The 23,593-nt window shown below is 63.7% G+C and carries 21 protein-coding genes; 8 read left to right on the forward strand and 13 right to left on the reverse strand.

The features are described from left to right. Positions 1-6: 6 nt before the first annotated feature. The 10 genes from argE to J1N02_RS03120 all read right to left on the reverse strand — a co-directional run bounded on the left by argE (position 7) and on the right by J1N02_RS03120 (position 11,362). On the reverse strand, positions 7-1,164 hold the full coding sequence (gene argE / locus J1N02_RS03075; RefSeq protein ID WP_092354782.1) for an acetylornithine deacetylase: 1,158 nt from the start codon (positions 1,162-1,164) through the stop codon (positions 7-9). Further along, positions 1,161-2,315 carry an NAD(P)/FAD-dependent oxidoreductase gene (locus tag J1N02_RS03080; protein WP_108574163.1) on the reverse strand — a complete coding sequence of 385 codons (1,155 nt, stop codon included), beginning with the start codon at positions 2,313-2,315 and terminating at the stop codon, positions 1,161-1,163. The genes argE and J1N02_RS03080 overlap by 4 nt, the downstream gene beginning before the upstream one ends. Continuing rightward, positions 2,312-3,691, reverse strand: coding sequence for an NAD(P)/FAD-dependent oxidoreductase (locus J1N02_RS03085; protein WP_146476516.1), 1,380 nt, complete (start codon positions 3,689-3,691; stop codon positions 2,312-2,314). Before J1N02_RS03085 ends, J1N02_RS03080 begins: the two co-directional genes overlap by 4 nt. Further along, positions 3,673-3,981, reverse strand: a complete 309-nt coding sequence (locus J1N02_RS03090; protein ID WP_027607461.1) for a (2Fe-2S)-binding protein — start codon at positions 3,979-3,981, stop codon at positions 3,673-3,675. The genes J1N02_RS03085 and J1N02_RS03090 overlap by 19 nt, the downstream gene beginning before the upstream one ends. Continuing rightward, the gene (locus J1N02_RS03095) at positions 3,978-5,819 is read right to left on the reverse strand and encodes an ABC transporter ATP-binding protein (RefSeq protein ID WP_027607460.1); all 1,842 of its coding nucleotides are present in this window, start codon (positions 5,817-5,819) and stop codon (positions 3,978-3,980) included. The genes J1N02_RS03090 and J1N02_RS03095 overlap by 4 nt, the downstream gene beginning before the upstream one ends. 1 nt (position 5,820) lies before the next feature. Continuing rightward, positions 5,821-6,696, reverse strand: coding sequence for an ABC transporter permease (locus J1N02_RS03100; protein WP_065940277.1), 876 nt, complete (start codon positions 6,694-6,696; stop codon positions 5,821-5,823). Continuing rightward, positions 6,693-7,649, reverse strand: a complete 957-nt coding sequence (locus tag J1N02_RS03105) for an ABC transporter permease (RefSeq protein WP_146476517.1) — start codon at positions 7,647-7,649, stop codon at positions 6,693-6,695. Before J1N02_RS03105 ends, J1N02_RS03100 begins: the two co-directional genes overlap by 4 nt. Positions 7,650-7,662: 13 nt before the next feature. Then, the gene (locus tag J1N02_RS03110) at positions 7,663-9,300 is read right to left on the reverse strand and encodes an ABC transporter substrate-binding protein (protein WP_092485804.1); all 1,638 of its coding nucleotides are present in this window, start codon (positions 9,298-9,300) and stop codon (positions 7,663-7,665) included. A 95-nt stretch (positions 9,301-9,395) separates the two neighbouring features. After that, positions 9,396-10,670, reverse strand: coding sequence for an NAD(P)/FAD-dependent oxidoreductase (locus tag J1N02_RS03115; protein ID WP_421147136.1), 1,275 nt, complete (start codon positions 10,668-10,670; stop codon positions 9,396-9,398). A 23-nt stretch (positions 10,671-10,693) separates the two neighbouring features. Continuing rightward, on the reverse strand, positions 10,694-11,362 hold the full coding sequence (locus J1N02_RS03120) for a haloacid dehalogenase type II (protein ID WP_065940281.1): 669 nt from the start codon (positions 11,360-11,362) through the stop codon (positions 10,694-10,696). Between the two features lie 1,392 nt (positions 11,363-12,754). Here J1N02_RS03120 and J1N02_RS03125 point away from each other — a divergent pair. Further along, the gene (locus J1N02_RS03125; protein ID WP_027607453.1) at positions 12,755-13,606 is read left to right on the forward strand and encodes a GNAT family N-acetyltransferase; all 852 of its coding nucleotides are present in this window, start codon (positions 12,755-12,757) and stop codon (positions 13,604-13,606) included. 22 nt (positions 13,607-13,628) lie between these two features. Further along, on the forward strand, positions 13,629-14,342 hold the full coding sequence (locus J1N02_RS03130; RefSeq protein WP_108574160.1) for a cupin domain-containing protein: 714 nt from the start codon (positions 13,629-13,631) through the stop codon (positions 14,340-14,342). Between the two features lies 1 nt (position 14,343). Here J1N02_RS03130 and J1N02_RS03135 read toward each other — a convergent pair whose 3' ends face one another. After that, entirely contained in the window at positions 14,344-15,228 is an 885-nt protein-coding gene (locus tag J1N02_RS03135; protein ID WP_421147137.1) for a LysR family transcriptional regulator, read from the reverse strand. Positions 15,229-15,323: 95 nt separating this feature from the next. Here J1N02_RS03135 and J1N02_RS03140 point away from each other — a divergent pair, with 95 nt between their 5' ends. The 4 genes from J1N02_RS03140 to J1N02_RS03155 all read left to right on the forward strand — a co-directional run bounded on the left by J1N02_RS03140 (position 15,324) and on the right by J1N02_RS03155 (position 19,633). Then, entirely contained in the window at positions 15,324-16,460 is a 1,137-nt protein-coding gene (locus J1N02_RS03140; RefSeq protein WP_421147138.1) for a DSD1 family PLP-dependent enzyme, read from the forward strand. Beyond that, a complete protein-coding gene (locus J1N02_RS03145; protein ID WP_405125598.1) occupies positions 16,450-16,857 on the forward strand; it encodes a RidA family protein in 408 nt (135 codons plus the stop codon). The genes J1N02_RS03140 and J1N02_RS03145 overlap by 11 nt, the downstream gene beginning before the upstream one ends. Then, entirely contained in the window at positions 16,854-18,026 is a 1,173-nt protein-coding gene (locus J1N02_RS03150) for an NAD(P)/FAD-dependent oxidoreductase (protein ID WP_421147139.1), read from the forward strand. Before J1N02_RS03145 ends, J1N02_RS03150 begins: the two co-directional genes overlap by 4 nt. A gap of 143 nt (positions 18,027-18,169) precedes the next feature. Beyond that, a complete protein-coding gene (locus J1N02_RS03155) occupies positions 18,170-19,633 on the forward strand; it encodes an aldehyde dehydrogenase family protein (RefSeq protein ID WP_421147140.1) in 1,464 nt (487 codons plus the stop codon). A 296-nt stretch (positions 19,634-19,929) separates the two neighbouring features. Here the strand turns inward: J1N02_RS03155 and J1N02_RS03160 are convergent, their stop codons facing one another. After that, positions 19,930-20,418 carry an Hcp family type VI secretion system effector gene (locus J1N02_RS03160; RefSeq protein WP_065948050.1) on the reverse strand — a complete coding sequence of 163 codons (489 nt, stop codon included), beginning with the start codon at positions 20,416-20,418 and terminating at the stop codon, positions 19,930-19,932. 183 nt (positions 20,419-20,601) lie between these two features. Between J1N02_RS03160 and J1N02_RS03165 the strand changes: the two genes are divergently transcribed. Continuing rightward, positions 20,602-21,516, forward strand: a complete 915-nt coding sequence (locus J1N02_RS03165) for an NAD synthetase (RefSeq protein WP_098479055.1) — start codon at positions 20,602-20,604, stop codon at positions 21,514-21,516. Beyond that, a complete protein-coding gene (locus J1N02_RS03170; RefSeq protein ID WP_098479054.1) occupies positions 21,513-22,019 on the forward strand; it encodes a hypothetical protein in 507 nt (168 codons plus the stop codon). Before J1N02_RS03165 ends, J1N02_RS03170 begins: the two co-directional genes overlap by 4 nt. 3 nt (positions 22,020-22,022) lie before the next feature. On the opposite strand, the gene J1N02_RS03175 is transcribed toward J1N02_RS03170, so the two are convergent. Beyond that, positions 22,023-23,357 (reverse strand): LLM class flavin-dependent oxidoreductase, encoded by a 1,335-nt coding sequence (locus J1N02_RS03175; RefSeq protein ID WP_092354828.1) that lies wholly within the window; start codon positions 23,355-23,357, stop codon positions 22,023-22,025. Between the last annotated feature and the right edge of the window lie 236 nt (positions 23,358-23,593).

A 23,593-nucleotide genomic window follows, 5' to 3' on the forward strand; every position in this document is an offset into this window, starting at 1 on the left:
GCTCTGCTAGGCCGTCAGCGAACCGAGCAAGCCTTGCAAAAAGCGCTCGCCGGCGTCCATCTGGCTGATCTCGATAAACTCGTCGGGCTTGTGCGCCTGCTCGATGCAACCCGGCCCGCACACCACCACCGGTACGTCCAGGCGCTGCTTGAACAGGCCGCCTTCGGTGCCGAACGAAACCTTGGAGGTGCCGGTGCCCGGCGCGGCGAATTGCTTGAGAAAGCGCACCGCCTCGACACTGGGATGGGTGTCGAGGCCAGGATAGACGTTGATCGTTTCGATCTCGATGGCCGCCACGCTGGACAGCTTCTGCGCCTCACGCACGATCACCTCGGCGCGCTCGCGCATCTGCTCCAGGAACGCGTCCAGGTCGTCCGCCGGCAGGTTGCGCACTTCGAAGTCCAGGGTGCACAGGTTGGGCACGATATTCAGCGCCTTGCCGCCGATAATCTGGCCGACATGCACGGTGCTGTAGGGCACGTCATAGTCGTTGTCCTGGGCGCCGTGGCGTTGCAACTGCTGCTGGCTGTCACGCAGGGCGGCGATAAAGTCGCAGGCCACGTGGATGGCGTTGACCGAGCGCGGCGCCAGGGATGAATGCGCCTCCTGGCCTCGGCAGTACGTGCGGTAGGAGCCCTTGCCCTTGTGGCCGAGGACAAACTGCATGTTGGTCGGCTCGCCGATCACACACAGAAACGGCCGCATCGGCGCCAGGTGCAGCACGTCGAGCAAGCGCCGTACGCCGACGCAGCCGATTTCTTCGTCATGGGACAGGGCCAGTTGCAATGGGCGGTTCAACGTGTGGTCGGCGGCATCCAGCATGGCGTCGATGGCCAGGGCGATAAAGCCCTTCATGTCGCAGCTGCCGCGCCCATAAATGCGCCCGTCCTGCACGGTGGCGGCAAAGGCGGGAAAGGTCCAGGCCTGCCCCGCCGCCGGCACCACGTCGGTGTGCCCGGACAGCAGCACGCCGGGCTGTTCCTTGGGCCCGGTGCTGGCGAACAGGTTGGCTTTCTTGCCGCTGGGGTCCTTGACGATCAGCGAGTCGATGCCCTTGCTCAGCAGCAGGTCGCGCACATACTCGATCAAGGCCATGTTCGACGCCGATGACACGGTGTCGAAGGCCATCAGCTGTTTCAGAATCGCCAATACGCGGGGTTTCATGAGGCCTGGCTCCGTTGCTCGGCAGGTGGGGCGAACCGGGTGATGGAGAATGGCTCGATCGGGGTGCTGGTGCTGCCGGTGGCGAGCAGCTCGGCCATCACATCGCCGACGCCCGGGCCCAGCTGGAAACCGTGGCCGCAGAACCCGAAGGCATAGAACAGCCCGTCGACAGTACCGCTGGGGCCCATCACCGGCAGCGAGTCCGGCAGGTAGCCTTCGATGCCGCTCCACACGCGGATGATGTTCAGGTTGCCGACGCCCGGCAGCAGGCGGCGCATCTGGCTGACCTGGTTGAGGATGCTGCGCGGTTCCACGTAGGCGCGGCGGTTGAGCATATCCGGCTTGCTGCGGTAGCCGCCGCCGATGACGATATTGCCCCGGGGAATCTGGCGGAAGTAGATCACCTCTTCGGGCACCTTGGTGTACACGCCGATCACCGTGGGCAAGGCATAAGGCACCGGCTCGGTCACGGCCATTTGCGGGCCGTGGGTGTCCAGCGGCACCGGTTCGCCGAACTGCGCCGAGAGCTTCTGGCCCCAGGCGCCGGCGGTGATCAACAGTTGCGCGGCGTGGAACTGGCGGCCGTCGGTGGTGGTGACCTGGAAGTCGGCGCCGACTTTCTGCACCTCGGCCACTTCGGTGCGCTCTTCGATCTGCGCACCCAGGCGCCGGGCGGCGCGGGCAAACGCCGGCGCGGCCAGGCGCGGGTTGGCATGGCCATCGTGGGGCGCGTAGGAGCCACCCTTGACGTCCGGGCCGAGGAAGCCGAAGCGTTGATGCAGTTCGGCGCCACGATAAATCTTCAGGTCCAGTTGTTGCGCTTCCGGTGCGGCGGCGTAGGCCTCCAGCTCGGCAATTTCATCCTCGCGGTAACACACGCGCATATGCCCGCTGGGGATGAATTCCAGGTCGTCGTCGATCAGTTCCGGCAGGCGTTTCCACAGCGCCCAGGAGCGATTAGCCAAGGCCAACTGGCCGAGGAAACGCCCTTGCCGGCGTACATTGCCGAAGTTGACGCCACTGGCGTACTGGCCGATCTGGTCGCGCTCCAGCAGGATCACCGACTGCCCGCGACGGCGCAGAAAAAACGCGGTCGCCGAGCCCATCAGCCCCCCGCCGACAATCACCACATCGGTTTTTTGCACGCTCATGACGAGACCTCCTCGGTGATCAGCATCGACAACGGTTTGACCGGCGCCTGGCCGCGCTGGCGTCCGACCGCCTGCACCGGCACGCCGGCAGCGGCGGCGATCACTTCGGCCCCGGCCTGGGAGCAATAACGCCCCTGGCAACGGCCCATGCCCACGCGGCTGAACGCCTTGGCGCGATTGACTTCGCAGGCGCCCTTCTCCTTCACCGTGCGGCGCAACTCGCCGGCGCTGATCATCTCGCAGCGGCACACAATGGCGCTGTCCGGCAACGCCTTGGCCTGTTCGCTCGGCCACGGGAACGCCTGGGCCAGGCCCAGGCGGAATTGATCCATCACCGCCAGGGCCTGCTGTTGCTCATCCCGCAGGCCGGTGTCGACCGGTTGTTGCAGGTCTTCCAGCAGCGCCAGCGCCACCAGGCGCCCGGCATGCTCGGCGGCATCGGCGCCGCGAATTTTCGCGCCGTCACCGGCCGTGTACACGCCCTTGACCGAGGTGCGTCCGGCGTCATCCGTGGCCAGCCACCATTGGCTCGATGCCTCATCGAACGCCATGCGACAGCCGGCCAGGTCACCCAGCTGGGTTTCCGGGCGCAGGTGGTAACCCAGCGCAACGGCATCGGCCTGCACCGTGACGGCCTGCCCGTTGCCGGTGGTAAAGCGCACACCGCTCACGCCGTTGGCCGCGTCACCCATCACTTGCAGCGGCTTGACCCCGAGGTGCACCGCCACCTTGGCGCGGTACAGTTGCGCCAATAGCTTGATCCCCGTGAACAGCACGCCAGGCCGCGCCAGCAGTTTGGGCAAGGCTTTCAGACGCAGGCTCAAGGCTGAGGTGTCGAGCACCGCCGCCACGTCGGCGCCGGCCTTCACGTACTGGCTGGCGACCAGGTACAGCAACGGCCCGCTGCCCATGAACACCACGCGATGGCCGATGGACACGGCCTGGTTTTTCAACGCGATCTGCGCCCCGCCCAGGCTGTAGGTGCCCGCCAGTTGCCAGCCCTCGATGGGCATCAGGCGGTCGGTGGCGCCGGTGCAGAGGATCAGTGCATCGTAATCCACCGTGGTGTGGCGGCCCTGGCTCACGCAGCACAGTTGCCCCGGCGTGAGGTTCCACACCAGGGTGTCGGGGCGGTAGTCGATGGCGTCGCGCAGGCGGTCGAAACTCTGGTGCAGGGCCTGGGCCTTGGCGGCCTCGCTGCCGTACAGGGTCGCGTAGTCGCGGATGAAGCCTTCTGGCTGACGCCGGTAGATCTGGCCACCGTCGCGGCGGTTTTCATCGATCAGGATCGGTTTGATCCCGGCCGCCAGCAGGGTTTCGGCGCAGCGCACCCCGGCCGGTCCGGCGCCCACAATAACTACCCGTGCAGTGGCCATGTCGCCTCCGGTTGTGTGGTAACGATATCCAGCCCGTCACGGACTTCATTGGAGCAGGCGCGCAGGCGTTCACCGCTGCGGGTCCACACCCAGCAATCCTGGCACGCGCCCATCAGGCAGAAACCGGCGCGGCGGCCGCTGTCGAATTCCGACTGGCGCAGCGCATTGCCCTGGGTCAGCAGCGCGACCATCAGGGTGTCGCCCTGCAGGGCTTGGACGGCAGCGCCATCCACGGTCAGGCTGACCGTCGGCCGGCCCTGTTCGGCCAGCCTCACAAAACGCGCGCTCATGCATAGGCTCCCACAGTGAGGGTGTTGACGCCCTGCTGGGTATCCAGCAAATGGGCGCTGTCGTGGTGGCAAAGGATTTCACCACCGTCGTCAAGGCGGCGGCGCGGCGGCGCGGTGCGGTTGCACAGGCCGTCGACGCGCACCGGGCAGCGATTGAGGAAGGTGCACAGCTGCGGCCCATTGGCCCGCTCGCCGAGCGCCGGCAGCGTGTCGCCTGCAGTACCGCAGGTTTCCAGCCAGCCCTGGCGCAACTCGGGCACCGAGTGAATCAACAGGTCGGTGTAAGGATGGAACGGCGGCTCGGCAAACGCCTGGCGACTGCCGGCCTGGACCTTGCGGCCGCTGTACATCACCACAATGTCATCGCACAGCGCGCGCACGGTGGAAATATCGTGGCTGATAAACAGGTACGACACCCCCAGTTGCTGGCGCAGGTCGCGCAACAGTTCGAGAATCGCCGCACCCACCACGGTGTCGAGAGCCGAGGTCACTTCATCGCAGAGGATCAGGTCGGGCTTGGCCGCCAGCGCGCGGGCCAGGTTGACCCGCTGCTTTTGCCCGCCGGACAGCTCATTCGGGCGCCGTTCGGCGAGGTCCCGGGGCAGGCGCACCAGGTCGAGCAGTTCGCCGATGCGGGTTTGCAGCGCCGCGCCCTTGAGGCCGAAATACATTTTCAACGGCCGACCGATGATGGCCGCCACACTGTGCATGGGGTTGAGCGCGGTGTCGGCGTTCTGGAACACCATCTGGATCCGCCGGAACTGTTCCGGGGTGCGCTCGGCGAGGCTGCCGCCCAAGGGTTGCCCGTCGAAGGCCAGGCCGCCGAGGGCCGGGGTCAGCAACCCCGCCACCACCCGGGCCAGGGTGGACTTGCCCGAGCCCGACTCGCCGATCACGCCGATGGCCTGGCCACGGCGCACGGTGAGGTCGATGTCTTCCAATACCCGAATCGACGGCATGCCGTGCAGGTTCTTGTTGCCGTAGCCGGCGGTGAGGCCGGTGATGGTCAGCAGCGGTACCTCCCCGACGACGCCGCAGGGCGGGCGAATAGTGGTGTCGGGCCGTGCGGCGGCCAGCAGGCTGCGGGTGTAGGCGTGGGTCGGGGCGTTAAGTAACGGTGCGGTGGCGCTCTGTTCGAGGATCTGCCCGCCGTTGAGCACCACGATCTGGTCGGCCATTTGCGCCACCACCGCGAGGTCGTGGGACACGTATACCGCCGTGGCACCGCGCTCGCGCACCACGCGTTTGAAGGCACGCAGCACGTCGATCTGGGTGGTCACGTCCAGGGCGGTGGTCGGCTCGTCGAGCACCACCAGCAGCGGATCGCTGATCAACGCCATCGCCGCCATCACCCGTTGCAGCTGCCCGCCGGAGACCTGGTGCGGGTAGCGCTGGCCGATGCGTTCCGGGCCTGGCAGCGCCAGGTCGCGGAACAGGCCGATAGCCTTGGCGTACAGCTCGGCGCGCGTGCCCAGGCCGTGGATCAGTGCGCCTTCGATGACCTGGTCGATGAGTCTTTTCGCCGGGTTGAACGCGGCGGCGGCACTTTGCGCGATATAGGACACACGGTTGCCGCGCAGGCCTTGCAGTTGGTGTTCGCCCAGGGCGAGCATGTCGTGCTCGCCGACCTGCACCACGCCGCCGGACAAGCGACACCCGCGCCGTGCATACCCCAGCAAGGCCAGGGCGATGGTGGTCTTGCCGGAGCCGGACTCGCCGATCAACGCCAGCACTTCACCTTGTTTCAGGGCAAAGCTCACGCCCTTGACGATTTCCACCTCGCCACGCTCGCCACAGGCGACCACGCGCAGGTCTTCGACGCGAATCAATTCAGTCATTTCAATGGCCTCCCGTGCGTCGACTGCGTCGCGAGGACAGATAGTCGATCAGTAGATTCACGCCGATGGTCAGCGTGCCGATGGCCAGCGCCGGAAGGATGATGGCCAGCGCGCCCTGGTTGAGGCCGCCGATGTTTTCCCGCACCAGCGAGCCGAGGTCGGCATCCGGCGGTTGCACGCCCAGGCCAAGAAAACTCATGCCGCTGAGCAACAGCACGATGTAGCCGAAACGCAGGCCCAGGTCGGTCAGGACCGGGTTGAGCATGTTCGGCAGGATCTCCACGCACGCCACGTAAAGCCGGCGCTCGCCACGGGTACGCGCGACCTGCACGTACTCCAGGGCTTCGATATTGACCGCCATGCTGCGGGCGACGCGAAACGAGCCGGGGATATAGCTGATCACGGCCGTACAGATCAGCAGCGTCACCGATGAGCCAAACGCCGAGACCATGATCAACGCGAGCATTTTGCTCGGGATCGAAATAAAGGCGTCCATGATGCGGCTGATGATCTCGTCCAGCCACTTGGGCGAGACCACCGACAACAGCGCACAGCCGGTGCCGAAGGTGCTGGCCAGTAACGCCGCCACCAGCGCCAGCCCGACGGTAAAGCGCGCGCCCACCAGTATCCGGCTGAGCATGTCGCGGCCCAGGTAATCGGTGCCGAATGGATGCGCGAGGCTGAAGCCTTCGAAGATGTTATCGGACACCACCTCCCCCACCGGGTGAGGCGCCAGCCACGGGCCGAGCAGCGCCACCAGCAGCCAGGCGACACACACCACGCCGCCCAGCAGCCCCAGCCACGACGGGCCGCTGGACACCTTGGCGAGTGCCAGGGCGGAGGAGACAGGCTTGGATTTCGCAATGAGGTTGTTCATTGGTTTCTCAGCCTCGGATTGGACAGGATCGCGCACAGGTCGGCGAGCAGCACCAGGCCCAGGTACGCCGCGCAGAACAACATGGTGCACGCCTGCACCAGCGCCATGTCGCGGTTGGTCACGGCATCGACCATCAAGCTGGCAATGCCGGGGTAGTTGAAAATGGTTTCGACGATCACCACCCCGCCCAACAGGTACGACAGGCTCAGGGCGATGGCGTTGGCAATCGGCCCGATGGCATTGGGCAAGGCATGGCGCAGCACGATGCGGATCGGGCTGACGCCTTTGAGGCGGGCCATTTCCACATAGGGACTGTCGAGCTGGTCGATCACGGCGGCGCGGGTCATGCGCGCCATTTGCGCGACGATCACGCAGCACAGCGTCATCACCGGCAAGGCATAGGTGCGCATGAATTGCAGCGGTGAACTGATGTCGCTGGCATAGGAGAGTGCCGACAACCAACCGAGGTTGACCGCAAAGATCAGCACCGCCAGGGTCGCCACCAGGAATTCCGGCACCGCGACCATCGCCAGGGTGATAAAGCTCAGGCAACTGTCGATGCGCCCGCCCCGGCCCATCGCCGAGCCGATGCCGAGCACCAGTGCCACCGGCACCGAGACCAGCGCCGTGGCGCCCGCCAGCATCAGGGTGTTGGGCACCCGGCCCGCCATCAGCTCACCGACCGGCATGGCGTTGGAGACCGACACGCCCATGTCGCCAGTGAGCAGGCTCATCAACCAGTGCAGGTACCGCAACACACCGGGCTGGTCCAACCCCAGTTTCAGGCGCAGGGCCGCCACCTGTTCAGGGGTCGCGAACTGGCCCAGGGATTGTTGCGCCGCGTCCCCCGGCAGTACCGCCGTGATCGCGAACACGACCATGGACACGATCAACAAGGTCAAGGCCCCGGCGCCGAAGCGCCGGCCGATCAACCACAGTGTATTGCTATTCATCCCACCACCCTCCTCAAGCGTCCAACCACACCTGCTCGGCAAACATGTAGCCCATGAAACCGCCCAGTGGGTTGCTGTCGTAGCCTTTGATGCGCTGGTCGACGCCGTCGATATTGCTGATGAACACCGGCACGCCGATGCCGCAGTGGTCGTGCACCAGGACCTGCATGTCGCCATACATCTTGGCGCGCTTGGCGTCGTCGGTTTCGCCACGGGCCAGCATCAGCAACTGGTCGAACTGATCGTTCTGCCAGCCGGACTCGTTCCACGGCGCCTTGGACTGGAAGAACTGCGAGAACATCACGTCGGCATTTGGCCGGGGGTTGATGTTGCCGAAGCTCAGCGGATGCTTCATCCAGTGGTTGGACCAGTAGCCGTCGCTCGGCAGGCGGTTCACGTCGAGCTTGAGCCCGGCCTGTTTGGCCGATTGCTGCAACAGCACGGCGATGTCCACCGAGCCGGTGGCGGCAGGCGAGGCCATCACGGGCATGGTGATGCTTTCCATGCCGGCTTTCTTCAGCAGGAACCTGGCTTTTTCCGGGTCGTAGACCGTCTGCGGCAAGTCGGTGTTGAAGTAGCGCGAACCCGGCGCAATCGGGTGGTCGTTGCCCACCACCGCAAAGCCACGGAATACGGCGGACTTGACCTGTTCACGGTCGAGCAGCAGCTTCATGGCCTGGGTGAATTCCGGGCTTTTGCCGGGCAGTTGATCCTGGCGAATGATCAGGTCAGTGTAGTTGCCCGACGGCGCGTCGACCACGCGATGCTTGGCGCTGGCCTTGATGCGCGTGGTGGAGCGCGGGTTGACCTCGTTGATCATGTGCACATCGCCCGACAGCAGTGCATTGACCCGCGATGGCTCGTCGGCAATCGCGATGAACTCGATCTCGTCGAGGTACGGCAGGCCCGGTTTCCAGTAGTTCTTGTTGCGCACCGCAATCGAACGCACGCCTGGCTTGAACTCGCCCACGGTGAACGGTCCGGTGCCGATGCCTTTACTGAAGTCGCTGGTGCCCTCGGGGACGATCAACAGGTGGGACACCGCGAGGATCGACGGCAATTCGGCGTTGGCCGCGCTGAGGCGGATCTGCACTTCGTTCGGCCCGCTGGCCTTGATCTCGGCGAACTGCTCCATCAGCGGCATGACCTTGGAACCGGTCAGCGGGTCTTTGTGGCGGTTGAGGGAGAACACCACGTCGGCGGCGGTCAGGGCCTTGCCGTTGTGGAAGGTCACGTCCTTGCGCAGGGTAATGGTCCAGACGGTGGCGTCGGTGTTGTCGATGCGCTCGGCCAGTTCCAGTTGCGGCACCAGGTGCTTATCGAAGCGGGTCAGGCCGTTGTAGAACATGTAGTGGCGCACATAGTCGGTGGACAGCGCGCCCTTGGCCGGGTCGAGGGTATCGGCGGTGGAGCTGGACATGCCGGCCACGCGGATCCTGCCGCCTGGCTTGCCTTTGCCGGCCACGGCGGCCTCGTCGGCGAACAGCTTGCCGGCGGCGCCGAACAGGCTGCCGGCACCGGCGGCGGCCACCCCAGCCACGCCCAGCATCTGCAGGGCGTTGCGGCGCGACATGCCACGGTTGAGACGTTCGAACACCCGCAGGCTGTCCTGGCCGGAGATGAGTTCGGGGGTGTTTTTGTTGTCAGTCATAGCAAGGCTACCTGTCGATAATCGGAAGAATCGAGTGCTCACGGATGTCCGGAGCGTCCTGGAAACACAAACGACGGTGACGCAACAACGGCAACTCAGTGCAAATAGTCCTGGAAGCGGTAGTAAGCCCCCACGAACGGCAGGAACCACGGCTTGCCGAAATGCCCGGGAATCGCCGGCCATTCCAGTTCGCGCCAGGGGTTGGCCGCGGTATTGCCGGCCATGACCTCGGCCATTACCTGGCCCATGTGCACCGACATCTGCACGCCATGGCCGCTGTAGCCCATGGAGTGGAACACGCCGCCATGCTGGCCGGCGCGGGGCAGGCGGTCGGACGTCATGTCCACCAGGCCACCCCAGCAGTAGTCGATCTTCACGTGCGCCAACTGCGGGAACATGTTCAGCATCGCCGCTTGCAGGACCTTGCCGCTCTTGGCGTCGGAGACGCTGTCGGACATGGCAAACCGCGCACGCCCGCCAAACAGCAGGCGGTTGTCCGGGGTCAGGCGAAAGTAGTTGCCGATCATGCGGCTGGTCACATAGGCCCGGTGCCGGGGCAGCAACTGGTCGATCAGCGCCTGGGGCAAGACTTCGGTGGCGATGACAAAACTGCCCACCGGCACAATGCGCCGGCGGTACCAGCCGAGGTCGCCATGCTGGCAGGCACCGGTGGCCAGCAGCACTTGCCCGGCGTGCAGTGAACCCTTGGCGGTGTTGACCTGGTAGCCGCCGGCCTGGGCCTGCCAATCCTTGACCTGGGTGTGCTCGTAGATCATCGCGCCGCGCCGCGCCGCCGCTTCGGCCAGGCCGACGCCGAAGCGGCCGACGTGCATCTGCACGCCGTTGCGCTGCAGCAGGCCGCCATGAAACTGCGCCGAATTGACCTCAGCACGGGTCTGTTCGGCACTGAGCAGCTCGACCTCGGCATCCACCTCCTGGCGGATCAGCTCGCAGGTACGCGCCAGGCCTTCGTAGTGCATCGGCTTGGCCGCCAGCTTGAGCTTGCCGTTGCGCACCAGGTCGCAGGGGATCCCTTCCTGCTCGACCAGCGACACCACCGTCTGCACGGCACTTTCATAGGCCTGGTAATAGGCGCGTGCCTTGACGGCACCGAGGCTGGCGTGCAGCCCGGCGTAATCCTGGGCCACCCCGGTATTGCACTGCCCACCGTTGCGCCCCGAGGCCTCGCCGATCACCCGCCCGGCGTCGAGCACCACCACACTGGCGCCCTTGAGCGCCAGCGCCCGCGCCGCCGCCAAGCCGGTGAACCCACCGCCGACCACAGCCACATCGACCTGCTTGGGCAAGCCGCCCAGCTGGGCACCGGTAAACGCCGGTGCGGTGTCGAGCCAATAGGATTCGCTGCCCATGTCTTGCCCTCAGAGGTGTGCGATTACAGACCGACCAGCGCCGGCAGCCCACCGATGTCGGTGATCTGCTGGTAACCGTAGAACGCGTTGCCCGGCACTTCGTGGCCACGGGCAACGAAGGCTTTGTTTTTGATCTTCATGTCATGGGCCGGCATCAGGTCGTAACGGAAGCTGGACGACACATGCAAGATGTCTTCCGGGCCGCAGCCGAGGTTGTCGAGCATGAATTCAAACGCGGCCAGGCGCGGCTTGTAGGCCTGGGCCTGCTCGGCGGTGAACACCTTGTGGAACGGCGCGCCGAGCTTGTCGACGTTGGACATGATCTGACTGTCGCTGGCATTGGAGAAGATCACCAGGGGGATCTTGTCGGCAATTTTCGACAGCCCGGCCGGCACGTCCGCATGGGGGCCCCAGGTCGGCACGGCGTCGTAATACAGCTGGCCCTCCTCGCGATAGTCGATACCCCAGCGCTTGCAGGTACGGGCCAGGGCAGTCTTGAGGATTTCATCGTAGGGGCGCCAGTCGCCCATGACCTGGTCGAGGCGGTAGGCCGAGAAATCCTTGACGAACTGGTCCATCTGCTCGGGCGTGATGCGATCGGCGAACAGCTCGCGGGTCATGGTGCCCATATGGAAGTTGGTCAGCGTACCGTAGCAGTCGAACGTAATGAATTTGGGACGAAGAAAGCTCATTGAGTGCGGTCCTGGAGTTCGTTGAGTGTGACAAGCGTTCGCTGCCCTGGCGGCGCGTCGGCCTCGTTGCAGCACAGGTTCATTACACCACTGTGAAATCAGCATATGCCGTCTAAAAAGACCTGCGCTCAATACAAACCACCGTTTTGGTGGCCGGGCTCAGCAGACTTTGCGGTGCGCGCCAGGCTTGGGCAGGGCCAGTGTTTGTGCGCTTTTAGGGGGCTTTTCGGGGTGCAGAGGCTTAAGCACGGGGGTGGGGGCGGCAGAAAGTGTGGCGGGTTGAACGGTGGGAGGGAGCTGGGTTCCGTGGCGGCCTTCGGGCCGACCATGTCGTTGGGTTTGACTGAGTACATATCCGTTGCTGCGGTCACGGCCACCTAGGGTTCCGCTCTTACAGCGGCTCACTTTTGGAAGGACCCAAAAGTAAGCAAAAGGTCCTCGCCCCACCACTCGGTACCTCGCCTAGGCTCGGTATGCCCTCACTCCGGCTTGAATCCGTGGGCCGCCGTCATGGGCCATCCCTGGCCCAGGACGGCTAACCCGGCGTCCTGCCGGGTTACCCACGGATTCAAGCCTGCGTTCGGCCAGCGTGGTTAACGGGGCGCCTGAGATCAAGATCAAAAGCCAGAGCCAGAGCCAGATCAAAAGATTGCTGACTTCGTCAGCGATTAAGGAAGTAGAAGCCACACCGCGCACGCTTCAATAATCAGGTCGGCTTTAAGGCCGCCTCGCTTTTGTTTTTGATTTGGCATCGCCCCGTCAAACACGCTGGCCGAACGCAGGCTTTGGAGCGTGGGTAACCCGGCAGGACGCCGGGTTAGCCGCGCTGGGCCAGGGATGGCCCATCGCGGCGGCCCACGCTCCAAAGCCGGAGTGAGGGCACACCGAGCCTAGGCGAGGCACCGAGTAGTGTTGGGGCGAAGACCTTTTGGTTACTTTTGGGTCTTTCCAAAAGTGACCCGCTGTAAGAGCGGAACCATAGGCAGCCGTTACCGCAGCAACGGATATGTACTCACCCCCCAAAAAAAGCGGTCGGCCCGAAGGCCGCCACGGAAGCAAGTGCCCTCGCCACAGACCGCTGAAAAAAATGTGTAGATACTTATGCCCCGATGGCAGTGGGTCAGCTACAGATGTATCCACTGACACGGCCTCATCGGGAGCAAGCCCCCTCCCACATTTGTACCGTGTACACCCTTCCTACTCCAGTTGGCTCCAACGCCAACCCCATGGCATTTGCTGCTGCCCCCCAACCCCAATTAAGTAGTAACTGTGGTCTCGCCCTGCACACCGCGAGGAATCTACCGAATATTCCCGGCCCCCTTGCCAGCCTCCAACCCAGGTGGGATACAAGCAACCTGACACCGCCAAAACAACGCTCCACGGAGGCTCGCCATGTCCGCCCTGCCACACCCCACTTATCTCTACCGCCCAATGACCGCAGCCGATCTGCCGGCCGCCCACGATTTGTCGGTGCAACTCAAATGGCCTCACCGCCTGGAAGACTGGGCAATGTTGCAACGGGTCAGCGACGGCTTCGTGGCAATGGATGGCGAGCGGCTGATCGGCAGCGCGTTCACCTGCCCCCAGGGCGACTACGCCACCATCGGCCTGGTGATCGTCAGCAATGACTACCAGGGCCAGGGCATCGGCCGGCGCTTGATGGAGAAGGCCATTGCCGCTTGCGATACGCGCACGCCGGTCCTCAACGCCACCCTCGCCGGCGCGCCGTTGTATGCCAGCCAGGGGTTCGTCGAGTTCGGCCGGGTGCAGCAGCATCAGGGCCAGGCGGTGGTGCCCGCGCTGCCGACGCTGGCCGACGGCGAAACCTGCCGGGCGCTTAACGCCGATGATCACGCCAGCCTGCTCGCGCTGGCCAAGGCCGCCAGCGGTATGGACCGCCGTGAAGTGCTGCGTGACCTGCAGGTGGAGCACGCCGTGGGTATCGAACGCGACGGCCGGCTACGCGGCTTCGCCCTGCTGCGGCCGTTTGGGCGTGGGCGTTGCATCGGCCCGGTGGTGGCGGAAAATATCGAGCAGGCCAAGTACCTGATCGCCACCTTGCTGGCCCAGGTGCCGGACACCTTTGTGCGCATCGACATTCCCGTCGCCTGCGGCCTCAGCGACTGGCTCGAACAGGCCGGCCTGAAGAACATCGACACCGTCGCGCAAATGGCCCTGGGTACGCCACCCCAGGCCAGCCAAGGCGTCCACCCCTTTGCCCTGATCACCCAGGCGATCGGCTGACTTTTCTCCCGGAGCACTCCCCATGTCATCTCCCCGTATCCTGCTGTTGGCACGCGCCGACGGCAGCCGCGTTGCCACGTCTTTCAACAAAGCCGCCTTGAGCGCGCTGGACCCGTTCGGCGACAGCCGCCAACTCGCCTGGATGGGCGACGATGGCGTGTCAGCCGGCGTGGTGTCCTTCAGCGGCGAAGCGGTGATCGAAGAGTTCCCCCACAGCGAAACGCTGGTGGTACATGCAGGCCATGTCGTGCTCAGTGACGCGGAACAGACCTTGGAATTGGACGTCGGCGCCAGCGCCGTCATCGGCTTCGGCACACGCCTCACGGTGCAGGCCAGTGCAGGCAGCGAATGGGCGTTCTGCGCAGTCGAGCAGGCCGATGCCCCGGTGTCCCCCGGCCTGACCCTGCTCGAGCCGCACACTCTGCTCAACTCCTCCGCCGCGCCGGAACCCCAGATACTGATCGGCCCTACCCCGCAGTGCCGCGCCCTCAACCTGTTCGACGATGCCGTGACCGAGCTGCGCATCGGCATCTGGGACTCGACGCCCTACGCCCGCCACGGCCGCCCGCACAAACTGCACGAACTGATGCACCTGCTCGAAGGCCGCGTCACCCTGCAGGGCAACGAAGGTGGCGAAGTCACGGTGAATACCGGCGACACCGTGTTCGTGGCCAAGGGCGCGCCCTGCGCCTGGACCAGCACGGTGTACGTGCGCAAGGTCTACGCGGTGAAGTGACTCAGGCCTTCAACGCCTCTTCCAGAAACGTCACCAACGCCTGTACGCGCGGGCTGCGCAGTTTGCGCGACGGCACCAGCAGCAGCACCGGTGCGCTGTCAAAGCTCCAGTCCGCCAACACACGTACCAGGCTGCCGCTGGCCACGGCGTCACTCACGTCCCACTGCGAACGCAGCACCAGCCCCAAGCCTTGCTCGGCCCAACGCCGGGCAACGCTGCCATCGTTGCTCAACAACGCAGGTTCCACGCGCAGGGTCTTGCGGCCCTGGCCTTTGCGCAGGTGCCACAGGGTCACGTCCTCATCATTTTCCCGAATGCAGATGCAGCGATGGGACGCTAGCTCGTCCGGCGCAGACGGCACGCCATGGGCGTGCAGGTAGGCCGGGCTGGCGCACAACCAGCGCTCGTTTGGTGTCAGTGGCCGCGCGGTCCACAGACTGTCATTGAGATGGCCGATATGAACCACCGCATCGCTGTCATGGCGATCGGGCCAGGGCGTCTCGCGCAAATCCAGATGCAAACACAGCTGCGGGTGCAGTTTGGCAAACCGCGCCAACAGCGGTGCGATGCGCTGGCGGCCATAGCCAAACGGCGCCGCCACCCTCAAGGTGCCCACCAGGGTTTCATCCTTGTGCCGGAACGACTCCGGCAGCGCCTCAAGCTGCTCCAGCAACAGCGCGCTCTCCCGCGAAAACCGCTCGCCATCCGCCGTCAGGCTGAGGCGCCGCGCATCGCGATTGGCCAGGCTCAGCCCGAGCAGCGTCTCCAACTTGCGCAGGCGCATGGACAATGCCGGCGGCGACACATTCAGGGTGCGGGCGGCGGCGCTCAGCGACTCCGAGCGGGCCAGGGTCACGGCAAGGCGCAGGTCTTCGATGGAAATCATTCAATTTTACTTAATGATTGATGAGTACCGATTGAACCACAGGTTAACGACAGCTGAGTAGAGTGCAGCCTGTCCCCCGCCACACGAGTTCCGCCATGTCCACGCCGATTGCTTCCCTCGACACGCCCGCCGCGCTCGTCGACATCCCGCAGATGCAGCGCAATATCCAGCGCATGCAAGAGCGCATGAACAGCCTGGGCGTGCGTTTGCGCCCGCATATCAAGACCAGCAAGTGCCTGCCGGTGATCCACGCCCAGATCGCCGCCGGGGCCAGCGGTGTCACAGTGTCCACCCTCAAGGAAGCCGAGCATTGTTTCGCCGCCGGCATCCGCGATGTGTTCTACGCCGTGGCCATCGCCCCGGGCAAACTGCCCCAGGCCCTGGCCCTGTGGCGCAAAGGCTGCAACCTCAGCCTGCTCACCGACAGCGTCCCGGGCGCCGAGGCCATCGTCGCTTTCGCACAGCAGCATGACGCACGCTTCGAGGTGTGGATCGAAATCGATTGCGACGGCCATCGCTCCGGCCTGGCCGCGCAGGACCCTGTACTTATCGACGTCGCCCGCATCCTCAGCGAGGGCGGCCTGCACCTGCGTGGCGTGATGACCCACGCCGGCTCGAGCTACGAGCTGGACAGCCTTGAACCCCTGCAAGCGCTGGCCGAACAGGAACGCGTACTTTGCGTACACGCCGCAGACACCCTCCGCGCAGCCGGGCTGGCGTGCCCCGAGGTCAGCATCGGCTCCACTCCCACGGCCCTCTCGGCGCTGAACCTGGACGGCGTCACCGAGGTGCGCGCAGGTGTATATGTGTTCTTCGACCTGGTCATGCGCAACATCGGCGTGTGCCAGGCCGACGAGTTGGCGCTGAGCGTACTGACCACCGTGATCGGCCATCAGCCGGACAAAGGCTGGATCATCACCGACGCCGGTTGGATGGCCATGAGCCGTGACCGTGGCACCCAGCACCAGCGCCAGGACTTCGGTTACGGCCAAGTGTGCAGCGAAGCGGGCGACTGGATCGACGGCGCACGGGTCAGCGCTGCCAACCAGGAACACGGCATCGTCAGCCTGGGCGCGGCCAACAGTGACGTGCTTGTCACGCGCTTCCCCATCGGCAGTCGGCTGCGCATCCTGCCCAACCATGCCTGTGCCACCGGCGCGCAGTTCCCGGATTATCACGCGGTGGAGGCCGATGGCAGCGTGCACACCTGGAGTCGCCTGCATGGCTGGTAATCGCATCCACTCGATTCATAGCCCCCACGCGGCACCGCCGGGCGGGCACTATTCCCAGGCGGTGGCACACGGCGGCGTGCTGTATGTGTCGGGGCAACTGCCGGTACGCGCCAATGGCGAGCACAGCGCCGGGCAACCGTTCGCGGTGCAAGCCTCGCTTGCCCTGGATAACCTGGTGGCGATCCTCGGTGAAGCGGGCCTGAGCCTCGGTGACCTGCTCAAAGTGACGGTCTACGTGGTCGGCATCGAACACTGGCCCGCCTTCGACCGGATCTACGCGTGCTACCTGGGTGAACATAAACCGGCCCGCGCCGTGGTGCCCGTGCCGGTGTTGCACCATGGCTACCTGATCGAAATCGAAGCGGTGGCCCGTGCCACACAGGAGCAGCCTGCATGAACCCGCAAAAAAGCGCTGTGCTGATCATCGGTGGCGGCATCATGGGCGCCTCGTCGGCGTTTTTCCTGCGCCGCCGCGGTTGCTCGGTCACGCTGCTGGAACGCGACCAGATCGGTCAGTACGCCAGCGGTGTGAACTTCGGCAATGTGCGCCGCCAGGGCCGCTACCTGGGGCAACTGGAGCTGTCCAATCGTTCGTGGGCACTGTGGAAGCGCCTGCCGGAGCTGATCGACGACGACCTGGAATTCATCCCCAGCGGCCACATGCGCGTGTGCTATCGCGAAGATGAAATCGCCGAACTGGAGGCCTACGCCGCCGCGCCGGAAGCCGCGCAATTGGACCTGAAAATCTATCGCGGCGCCGAGTTGCACCAGCGTTTCGGTTTCCTCGGCCCCGAGGTGAAAGGTGGCTCCTACGCGCCCCATGACGGCCACGCCAACCCTCGCCTGGCCGCGCCGGCGTTTGCCCGCGCCGCACAGCGCCTCGGGGCGCGAATCGAGGAAAAAACCGAAGTCGCCGACGTGGAAAAGGTCAACGGCCTGTTCCACGTCACCACCACCGACGGTCAGTTGTTTGTTGCCGAGCAACTGTTGATTACCGCCGGTGCCTGGGCCGCGCGCCTGTCCGAGCGCTTCGGCGAGCCGGTGCCGCTGGAGCCCAACGGCCCGCAGATGTCGGTGACGGAACCGGTGCCCTATGCGCTGAAAACCGTGATCGGTGTGTTCACCAAGATCAAGGAAGAGGTGATCTACTTCCGCCAGATCCCGCGCGGCAACATCATCATCGGTGGCGGCGCCCGCTGCACGCCGGACATGCTCAACCGCCGCGCGTTTTTCAAGCCCGAGAGCCTGCTCAACCAGATGCGCCAGATGAAACGGCTATTACCGGGCGCCGAGAAACTGAACATCATCCGCGTGTGGAGCGGCATCGAAAGCTACACACCCGACTCCCTGCCGGTGATGGGCCCCAGCGGCAGCGTGGACGGGCTGTTTTATGCCTTCGGCTTCTGCGGCCACGGCTTCCAGCTCGGCCCGGGCGTGGGGGATGTGATGGCCGAACTGATCAGCACCGGCAGTACCAGCACCTTGATCAGCCCGTTCGATATCCGGCGCTTTACCCAACCTTCGACGGTGCCGGCAAACGCCCCCACCACAGGAAAACTCATATGAGCCTCACCCGCCTGCCGGATTCAGCAGATTATCCCTTGCAGCGTTGAATAACGGCATCTTTGCGCGGGAGGCTTTTGCTAGCTTATCCGGACACCGGGCCGTGCTGTTTGCAACGCCTATTACCGCTCCAGGGAGCCAGTTGGATGACAACTCAATCTTCAAACAGCTACAGCGTTGATGCGCAAACGGCTCACCAGTTTTACATCAACGGGCGTTGGACGTCCCCCGCGATCCCGGCGACGCTGCCGGTGGTCAACCCGGCCACTGAAGCCGTGGTTGCCGAGGTGGCACGCGGGTCTGCCGAGGATGTCGACCGGGCCGTTGCGGCGGCACGCGGGGCGTTCGCCGGTTGGTCAGCAACCCCGGCGGCTGCGAGAGCCCAGGTGCTGGGGAAAATCCACGCCCTGATCCTTGAACGCAAAGAGCAGCTGGCACAGGCGCTGTCCCTGGAAATGGGCACGGCCATCGGTTTTGCGCGGGCGATGCAAGTGCCGCTGGCGGCCGAACACGTGCGGGTCGCCCGTGACCTGTTGTCCAGCTATCGCTTCCAGACCGTGGAAGGCGGCACCGCAATCGAGCGCGAGCCTATCGGCGTGTGCGGGCTGATCACGCCGTGGAACTGGCCGCTGTATCAAATCACCGCAAAAGTCGCCCCGGCCATCGCCGCCGGCTGCACCGTGGTGTTGAAACCCAGCGAACTGTCGCCATTGAGCGCCCTGCTGTTTGCGCAACTGGTGCATGACGCCGGCCTGCCGCCTGGGGTATTCAACCTGGTGAACGGCAGCGGTGCCGAAGTCGGCGCGGCCATGGCCGCCCATGGGGATATCGACATGATTTCCATCACCGGCTCCAACCGCGCAGGCGCGTTGGTTGCCCAGGCGGCCGCGCCGACGGTCAAGCGGGTCACCCAGGAACTGGGGGGCAAGTCGCCGAATGTGCTGCTGCCCGACGCCGACTTCGCCAAGGCTGTGCCGCTGGGGGTGATGTCGGCGTTTCGCAACGTCGGCCAGTCGTGCAGCGCGCCGACCCGCATGATCGTGCCAAGAAGCCGCCTGGCCGAAGTCGAAGCCCTGGCGGCGGCTACCGCGAATGCACTGATCGTCGGCGACCCGCAATCGGAACAGACGCAGTTGGGTCCGATCGCCAACGAAGCCCAGTTCCATCGCGTCCAGACCATGATCCAGGCCGGCCTCGACGAGGGCGCCAAACTGGTGTGCGGTGGGCCGGGACGGGCGGCGGGTTTTGACAAGGGCTTCTATACACGGCCGACGGTTTTCTCCGACGTGGACAACGCCATGCGCATTGCCCAGGAGGAAATATTCGGGCCGGTGCTGTGCATCATTGCCTATGAGACGGTGGATGAAGCCGTCGCCATCGCCAACGATACGGTCTATGGGCTGGGCGCCCACGTTCAGGGGCAGGACCTTGATCTTGCGCGAGCGGTGGCTTCGCGTATACGCGCCGGCCAGGTGCACCTGAACCATCCGGCGTGGAATCCGATGGCGCCGTTTGGGGGCTACAAACGCTCGGGGAATGGGCGGGAGTATGGGGTGCAGGGGTTTGAGGAGTATCTGGAAACCAAGGCGATTGTCGGGTTTGGCGAATGAGTGATGGGCCTTTATCAAGCTCAAAATAACCTATTGATTTTAAAGGGTTAAATTTTCACTCTAAAATCTTGAGTCTTGCATAAACAATTTCAGGCGACCGCATTCTGGTGGTGAGTGGGCTCGTCCCGCGCTGGGCTGCGAAGCAGCCCCAGTCAAGAAGAACGCGGTGTATCAGACACTCTGTAGAGGCTGGTTTTGGGGCTGCTTCGCAGCCCAGCGCGGGACGAGCCCGCTCACCACAGGGAGATGTGTCAGGGTTTGAAAGGTTGTGTAGATACCTATGCCCTCTCAGCGCATCACACCTTGACGTTCTGCCGGATATTCCAGCCAAACTTCACCGGCCCGCCGTCCTTGGCACCATCGGCCTTCTGCGGCTGATAGCTGACGTCGACGGTGGCGAAGTTCAAGGCGATGCTGTCGTACAGCACATCATCGGCCGTTTCAGCGCGGGTGCTGTAGGACACCACCATGACCTCCTTCAAGGTGATCACCAGATATTCCACCGGACTGGCTCCGCCGGCCTTGCGCACCACCAATTTGGCTTCGGGGTAATGCTTGCCGGTGGCGCAGGCCATCATCAGGTTGGGGCTGGATTTATCCAGGGGTTTGGTCAGGTTCAGGTTGGCAAAGTCGGCCTTGCCCGAGCCGCCTCCCGTGCCGGAATGCATCGAGCCCGTTTGCGATAAACCCCAGCCCCAGTTGGTAATGTCGATCTCGTCACGATGGGCCTGGTCCCGCGATTCACCCTTGATATCGCCCAGTTTCAAAAACATATCGACTGCCATGTTGGCTCCTTGTCCTGTGGTCCGCCGGAAGTGACGTGGGGCGCACTTTTCCTCAATCGGGAGCGGGCCTACAAGACGTCAACGTCGCATCAGGAAGTGCCCGACTGCAAATGGCGAAGCTTCCGACACTCATCCCAGTCGCGGCGTCTTTACTCTCTCAACTCCCAAAAAAGGAGTTCAGGAATGACCGTCGCCCTGTTCAAGGATGGCTTCCCATCAACCCACCGCACTACACGCCAACGCATTGAAAGCAGCCTCGACCTGCGGCGGTTGTTCTTCGCCATAGACGCCGACCCGGCGTTGATCGGCGCGGGGGTGGTGTATATCGATGGGGATTTCAACGTGGTGGTACTGCGTGAGTTCCAGGCGATTTGCAGTGTGCGGCCAATCAAGGTGGTGCTGCGGGAAGCGCCGAGGTATGTGGGGCCGGTGGAGTTCAAGCGGATGTTGGAGCATGAGCCTCGGGAGTCGAGGATGGCGGTGGAAGCTATAAATACGGCAATTGCATGCACCGGAGTAGTGTTGAGTTGGATGGTCATTGCGAGTGGGGCTGCGCTGATGCCTTTTACAGCTGGGGCTAGCTCGATAATTTCGTTTATCGGTAAAGCTGCTGCCGTTGCAAGTACAGTTCAATGCATCGGTGGCGCTTTACGTACAGCATCGGAGTTAGCCTTTCCAGAGGTTAATGACTACTTGGATAACGAGACGTGGTATGAGGCCGCAACAGCAGTGTTGGACGGTATTGCTTTGATGGGTGTTGCCAGCTCGGCATTCGTCACCGTGAAAGTCGTCACAACGACCACAAAAGTAACCGGAAAAACAGCTAGGCAAGTGCTTAGAGGGATGACACGGCAAGAACGGACAAAATTGAACAATGAGCTGCTTAAAATCCGAGATCCAAGACTAACAACCAAGTTGCTCAAGCTGGAAAAAGCCTCCGGCAATGTGGCCAAACGTATCAGCGCTATTCAAATGCAGCGTGCTAATGCCGCACACAAAATGGATATAGCTGCGGCCTTGCTCGGTTTTACCAGCAGTACAGTCTCTGGAAACGTAAGAACTCTGGCGTTGGGTATCTACGAGGAAGTTAACCAGTGAGCCAACAACGGAAGATAAAAGGCCAATATTACTCATCACTCTTTATTGAGGATCCTTGGCAACTCCTCAAGCGGTTCATGCCCGTGATTGGAGGTGATGCATTGGCAGGATGTTTCTCGATAGCGTTGACAACGATCTTGGCGATGCTTACGTATTTGCCGACTCACCCCGTAGAGTTTGTCGCCAAGACATGCTTTTTCAGCGCTGCGGGCTTGGGCGCAGTATTCGCCCTGGCCAAATACGAAGTGCTCTACGGCCGCATCCATTGGGTCTGGATAAACGTCGCGATCTACCTCCTCTGCCTGCTGATATCCCTCCCCGCCATCCTCTGGCGCCCCAATACCTATCTCTATGCACTGGCCCTGCTCTGCCCACTTGTCGGCCTGCTCATCCTCAACAGCAACCGCTGCCGCGAACTGCGGCAAAAGTCGGTGGAGTTACGCCACAAACGCCTAGTCATTATCGCGACCCTGAAACAACAGGGCCGCTGGAAATGGTGGTGACTCTCAGGCCGCCTCGCTCCTTGCCGCCGTATGCCGATTCACCGGCACCGGCAAGCCCAGATGCCCACGCAACGTGCTGTGGCTGTACTCACTGCGAAACAACCCACGCTCACGCAACAACGGCAGCACCTGGTCGGTAAACCGCGCAAAGTCATCCGGCGCGCCGACGTGGATATTGAACCCATCCACCGCACCTTCCACAAACCAGCGTTCGATCTCGTCGGCCACGGTCTTGGGCGAGCCGACAAAGCTGGAAAACGGCTTGGCAAAACGCAACGCCGCCTCGCGCAGGGTCAGGCGCTGGTCGCGGGCGACTTGCTTGATGTTTTCGGCATGCCCGCGATAGCCGTTGCTGCCCAGGTCGCCCAGGTCCGGGAAGGGCTCGTCCAGCGGGTACTGGCTGAAGTCGTGGTAGTTGAACGGTCGCCCCAACTGCACCAGGGCCTTGTTCAAATCCAGCTCGCCATTGCGTTCTCGGTCGATGGCCTGGGCCTGTTCGTCGGTGTCGGCAATGATCGGCGAAATGCCCGGCAGGATGGTCACGTGATCGGGGTTGCGTCCGGCGGCGGCGGTGCGTTGTTTGATGTCGCGGTAGTAGGCCTGGGCGTCCTCGAAATTGCCCACGCCGGCAAAAATGCCCTCGGCATAGTTGGCCGCCAGGCTGCGTCCGGATTCGGAAATACCCGCCTGGAAAATCACCGGCTGGCCTTGGGCTGAGCGTGCGATATTCAACGGCCCGGTCACCGAGAAGAACTCGCCATGGTGGTCCAGGCGATGCTGGCGTTGCGGGTCGAGGAACACGCCGCTGGCCTTGTCGCGCACGAAGGCGTCGTCTTCGTAGGAATCCCATAGCCCTTGCACCACCTCCAGGTGCTCGGCGGCGCGGCGATAGCGCTCGGTGTGGTCGATATGCTGCTCACGGCCGAAGTTGCCGGCCGCGCCTTCGAGGCCGGTGGTGACCACGTTCCAGCCGGCGCGGCCGCCGCTGATCAGGTCCAGGGAGGCAAACTGGCGGGCGACGTTGAAGGGTTCGGTATAGGACGTGGTCAGGGTGGCCACCAGGCCGATCTTCGAAGTGGCACCGGCCACGGCCGAGAGCAGGGTCAGCGGCTCCAGGCGGTTGAGAAAATGCGGCGCCGAATCCGGGGTGATGTAGGGGCTGTCGACGATGAACACCAGATCGAACTTCGCTGCTTCCGCCTGTTGCGCCTGGGTGCGGTACCAATTGATGTCCACACTGGCGTCGCCGGGGATTTGCGGGTGCAGCCATTCGTTCTGCGCGGTGCCGACGCCGGTGAGGATGGCACCGAACCTGAGTTGCCGGGGTAAGTGGGACATCACGATACTCCTCCGTGGATGGCAGCGACGCTGACCTGTGGAGAAGGACCATAATGCCCGCCGGCAGGCTTGTGAAATGCTTTGTGGATCTATGCTAATCATTAAAAATAATGATCAAAACAATGCCGAACATTCCCTAAGCGCATAATCAACCCCACGCTCTCCCATCAGCAGACTGACCCGATCGAGCAGCACCGCCCACTAAGCCGTTTGTTAAATCGAGGCGTTGCGCCTAA

The organism is Pseudomonas sp. NFX5 (assembly GCF_049132125.1).
GTDB classification, from domain to species: Bacteria; Pseudomonadota; Gammaproteobacteria; order Pseudomonadales; family Pseudomonadaceae; genus Aquipseudomonas; species Aquipseudomonas marginalis.